General features: G+C 69.2%; 5 protein-coding genes. All 5 read left to right on the plus strand.

Annotation, left to right across the window (positions count from 1 at the left end; translation table 11 throughout):
- A partial coding sequence (locus VKQ35_RS09295) for a FliG C-terminal domain-containing protein (protein ID WP_324360819.1) occupies positions 1–547 on the plus strand: 547 nt, incomplete at its 5' end.
- Positions 547–1,236: a flagellar assembly protein FliH gene (locus tag VKQ35_RS09300; protein ID WP_324360821.1), complete on the plus strand. Its 690-nt coding sequence runs from the start codon at positions 547–549 to the stop codon at positions 1,234–1,236. The genes VKQ35_RS09295 and VKQ35_RS09300, both read left to right, overlap by 1 nt.
- Before the next feature lie 3 nt (positions 1,237–1,239).
- Positions 1,240–1,593, plus strand: a complete 354-nt coding sequence (gene fliN, locus VKQ35_RS09305) for a flagellar motor switch protein FliN (protein ID WP_324360823.1) — start codon at positions 1,240–1,242, stop codon at positions 1,591–1,593.
- 27 nt (positions 1,594–1,620) lie between these two features.
- Positions 1,621–2,991 carry a sigma-54 dependent transcriptional regulator gene (locus VKQ35_RS09310; RefSeq protein WP_324360825.1) on the plus strand — a complete coding sequence of 457 codons (1,371 nt, stop codon included), beginning with the start codon at positions 1,621–1,623 and terminating at the stop codon, positions 2,989–2,991.
- 11 nt (positions 2,992–3,002) lie between these two features.
- On the plus strand, positions 3,003–4,226 hold a 1,224-nt coding region (locus tag VKQ35_RS09315; protein WP_324360827.1), incomplete at its 3' end, for an FHIPEP family type III secretion protein.

Raw genomic sequence — 4,226 nt, forward strand, 5'->3', positions numbered from 1 at the left:
ACTGGAATGCGTCACCCGCATGCTGCGCATGGAGCCGGTGCAGCGCGAGATCCTCGACAAGATCGAGCAGACGCTGCGCACCGAATTCATGTCGAACCTGGCGCGCACCTCCAAGCGCGACAGCCACGAGATGATGGCCGACATCTTCAATGCCTTCGACCGTCAGACCGAGACCCGCTTCATCACCGCCCTGGAAGAGCGCAACCGCGAAGCGGCCGAGCGCATCCGCGCCCTGATGTTCGTCTTCGAAGACCTCTCCAAGCTCGATCCGGGCGGCGTGCAGACCCTGCTGCGGACGGTGGAGAAGGACCAGCTGGCGCTGGCGCTGAAGGGCGCCTCGGACAGCCTGCGCGACATGTTCTTCTCCAACATGAGCGAACGCGCCGCCAAGATCATGCGCGAGGACATGGAGACCATGGGTCCGGTCCGCCTGCGCGAGGTCGAGCAGGCGCAGATGGCCATGGTGCAGGCCGCCAAGGACCTGGCCAACAAGGGCGAGATCGTCCTGGTCGGCGCCGGCGGCGACGACGACGAGCTGGTGTACTGATGACCAGTTCCGCCCCAAACGCCCTCGGGCACGAAAAATTCCTCTTCGGCACGGTCTTCGATCCGACCGGCGAAGTGCTGTCGGCGACCCCGCGCCCCAAGCGCAGTTACACCGCCGACGAGGTCGAGCAGATCCGCAGGGCCGCCGAGGCCGCGGGCGAAGAGCGCGCCCTGGCCAGTATCGCCAATCGCCAGGCCGAAGCCCTGGCGGTGATCGGCCGCGCCGCCCAGCAGGCCCTGCCGGGCCTCGCCGCCGTCGCCCACGAACACCGCGTCGGCTCCGCCGAGCTGGCGCTAGCCTGTGCGCGGGCCATCGCCGCCGCGGCGCTCGACAAGTTCCCGCAAGCCCCAGTCCGCGCCGCGCTCGAGGCGCTGGCCCGCGAGGTCGAGGCGGCGCCCCGCCTGATCGTCACCGGCGACGCCGAGCTGCTCGACGGCCTGCAGGCGGTGCTGGAAGAGACCGCCGCCGCGGTGGGCTATCCCGGCGCCATCCAGGTCCGCGTCGACCCGGCGGCCGGTGGCCACGCCTTCACCCTCGATTTCGGCGACGGCTCGGCGAGCTTCGATCCCGCCGCCGCCGCCGAGCGCGTCTCCCAGGCCCTGCACGCGGCGCTCGCCGCCGAGGGCCTGCACGCCGAACCCCTGATCCCGGGCGCCTCCGCCCCCGATGCGCAAGACCCCGAAAGCTAGGCCATGTCCGAAACCCCTGACGCCCCCGCAGAAGAGCTGAAGCTCGACGAGTTCGCCGCCGGCGAAGGCGCGTTACCTGAGCACATCGGCGATGAGGAAAAGAACGCCACCGACCTGGCGCCGGTGTTCGACGTGCCCGTCAACATCTCGGCCGTGCTCGGCCGCGCCAGCCTCTCGGTCGCCCAGCTGCTGCAGCTGGGCCAGGGCAGCGTCCTCGAACTCGACCGCAAGGTCGGCGAGGCGATCGACATCTATGTGAACAACCGCCTGGTGGCGCGCGGCGAGGTCGTGATCGTCGACGAACGCCTGGGCGTGACCATGACGGAAATCATCAAGGACGGCGACGGCCAGTCCTAAGGGCTGGCGGTCAAGGGAGATAAGCCAATGCGGCTACTGGTAGTCGGAAAACTGAACGGGCAGCTCTCAACCGCCGTGAAGATGGCGATGAGCGCGGGCGCCAAGGTCAGTCACGTCGAGACGATCGCGGCGGCGACGCACGCGCTGCGCGCGGGGCAAGGCGCCGACCTGATGATGGTCGACTACGAGCTCGACATCGAACTGCTGATCGCCACCAACGAGGCCGAGCGGATTCGTGTTCCGGTGGTCGCGTGCGGCGTCGGCGCGGGCGCGGCCGGCGCGGCCGCCGCGATCCGCGCGGGGGCCAAGGAATTCATCCCGCTGCCGCCGGACGCCGAGCTGATCGCCGCGGTGCTGTCCGCCGTCGCCGACGACAACCGCCCGATGGTGGTGCGCGACCCGGCGATGCAGGCCGTGATCACCATGGCCGACCAGATCGCGCCGTCCGACGCCTCGATCCTGATCACCGGCGAGAGCGGCGTGGGTAAGGAAGTCATCGCCCGCCACGTGCACCAGAAGTCGCGCCGGGCGTCCAAGCCGTTCATCAGCGTCAACTGCGCCGCCATCCCCGAGAACCTGCTGGAGAGCGAACTGTTCGGCCACGAGAAGGGCGCCTTCACCGGCGCTGTGGCGCGGCGCATCGGCAAGTTCGAGGAAGCCAACGGCGGCACCCTGCTGCTCGACGAAATCAGCGAGATGGACGCGCGCCTGCAGGCCAAGCTGCTGCGCGCCATCCAGGAGCGTGAGATCGACCGGGTCGGCGGCGCCAAGCCCGTGCATGTCGACATCCGCATCCTCGCCACCTCCAACCGCGACCTGGCCCAGGCCGTGCGTGAAGGCACGTTCCGCGAGGACCTGCTCTACCGCCTGAACGTCGTGAACCTGCGCATCCCCTCGCTGCGCGAGCGGCCGGGTGACGTGCTGGCGCTGGCCGAGTTCTTCGTGCGCAAATACGCCGCCGCCAACGGGGCGCCGGAGCGTCCGCTGTCGGCGGAAGCCAAGCGCCGCCTCGCCAGCCACCGCTGGCCGGGCAACGTGCGCGAGCTGGAAAACGCCATGCACCGCGCGGTGCTGATGGCCAGCGGCGCCGAGATCGAGGAGGACGCCATCCGCCTGCCGGACGGCCAGCCCTTCGCCGCCGCCGACCCGCACGCCCGCGCCGCTCAGGCCGCCAGCCTCGCCGCCGAAACCGCCAGCCGCAGCTATGTCGGCCAGACGGTGGCCGCGGTCGAGCAGCAGCTGATCATCGACACCCTGGAACACTGCCTGGGCAACCGCACGCATGCGGCCAACATCCTGGGCATCTCGATCCGCACGCTGCGCAACAAGCTGAAGGAATACACCGAGGCCGGCGTCTCGGTGCCGGCGCCCCAGATGGGAGCGGCGTCCGCCGCCTGATGAGTTCGTAGATGGCCGACGCCTCCGTTCCTTCCCGCTACGGCCAGACGCCCACCGCGCGCGAGATGCTGGGCTGGGTGGCGCGTGGCGAGGTGGCGATGGCGCTGGGCGTCGTCGGAATCGTCGTCCTGCTGATCCTGCCGGTCCCGGCCTTCATGCTGGACGGGCTGCTGGCGATCTCGATCACCAGCGCCGTCCTGATCCTGATGACCTCGCTGCTCATCAAGAAGCCGCTGGAGTTCACCGGCTTCCCGATGGTGCTTTTGGTCACCACCCTCTTCCGGCTGGCGTTGAATATCGCCTCCACGCGACTGATCCTCGGCCACGGGCACGAGGGCGTGCACGGCGCGGGCCACATCATCGAGGCTTTCGGCAAGCTGATGACGGGCGGCAGCTTCGTCATCGGCCTGATCGTCTTCGCCATCCTGGTGATCGTGAACTTCACGGTGATCACCAAGGGCTCGGGCCGCATCGCCGAGGTGGCCGCCAGGTTCACCCTCGACTCCATGCCCGGCAAGCAGATGGCGATCGACGCCGACCTTTCGTCGGGCCTGATCGACGAGACCGAGGCCAAGCGCCGCCGCAAGGAGCTGGAGCAGGAATCGACCTTCTTCGGCGCCATGGACGGCGCGTCCAAGTTCGTGCGCGGCGACGCGGTCGCGGGCCTGATCATCGTCGCGATCAACATCATCGGCGGCATCCTGATCGGGGTGCTGCAACACCACATCCCGATCGGCGTCGCGGCCACCACCTACACCCTGATGACCGTCGGCGACGGCCTGGTGAGCCAGATCCCGGCGCTGATCATCTCCATCGCCGCCGGCTTCCTGGTCTCCAAGTCCGGCGTCGAGGGCTCGGCGGACAAGGCCCTGGTCACCCAGCTCGCCATGAACCCGGTCAGCCTGGGCATGGTCTCGGCCGCCGCCGGCGTGATCGCCGTGGTGCCGGGGATGCCGATTCTGCCGTTCGCGGCCATCTCCATCGGCGCGGGCGCGCTCGCCTGGCGGCGCTCGCAGAAGGCCATGGAGCCGCCACCGGTCGAGATCCAGCCCATGACCGAGGCGGCCGAGGAGCCGATCGCCCAGACCCTCGCCATCGATGAGATCAAGATCGAGCTGGGCTACGGCCTGCTGGGCCTGATCAACGACCTGGAGGGCCGCCGGCTCACCGACCAGATCAAGGCGCTGCGCAAGACGCTCGCCTCCGAATACGGCTTCGTCATGCCCTCGGTTCGC

The sequence above is a fragment of the Phenylobacterium sp. genome, assembly GCF_035309685.1.
GTDB lineage: Bacteria > Pseudomonadota > Alphaproteobacteria > Caulobacterales > Caulobacteraceae > Phenylobacterium.

Excerpts from the sequence above, each read along its gene's own strand:
- VKQ35_RS09300 (WP_324360821.1), top strand. The coding sequence starts at position 547 with ATGACCAGTTCCGCCCCAAACGCCCTCGGGCACGAAAAATTCCTCTTC.
- fliN (WP_324360823.1), top strand. The coding sequence starts at position 1,240 with ATGTCCGAAACCCCTGACGCCCCCGCAGAAGAGCTGAAGCTCGACGAG.
- VKQ35_RS09310 (WP_324360825.1), top strand. The coding sequence starts at position 1,621 with ATGCGGCTACTGGTAGTCGGAAAACTGAACGGGCAGCTCTCAACCGCC.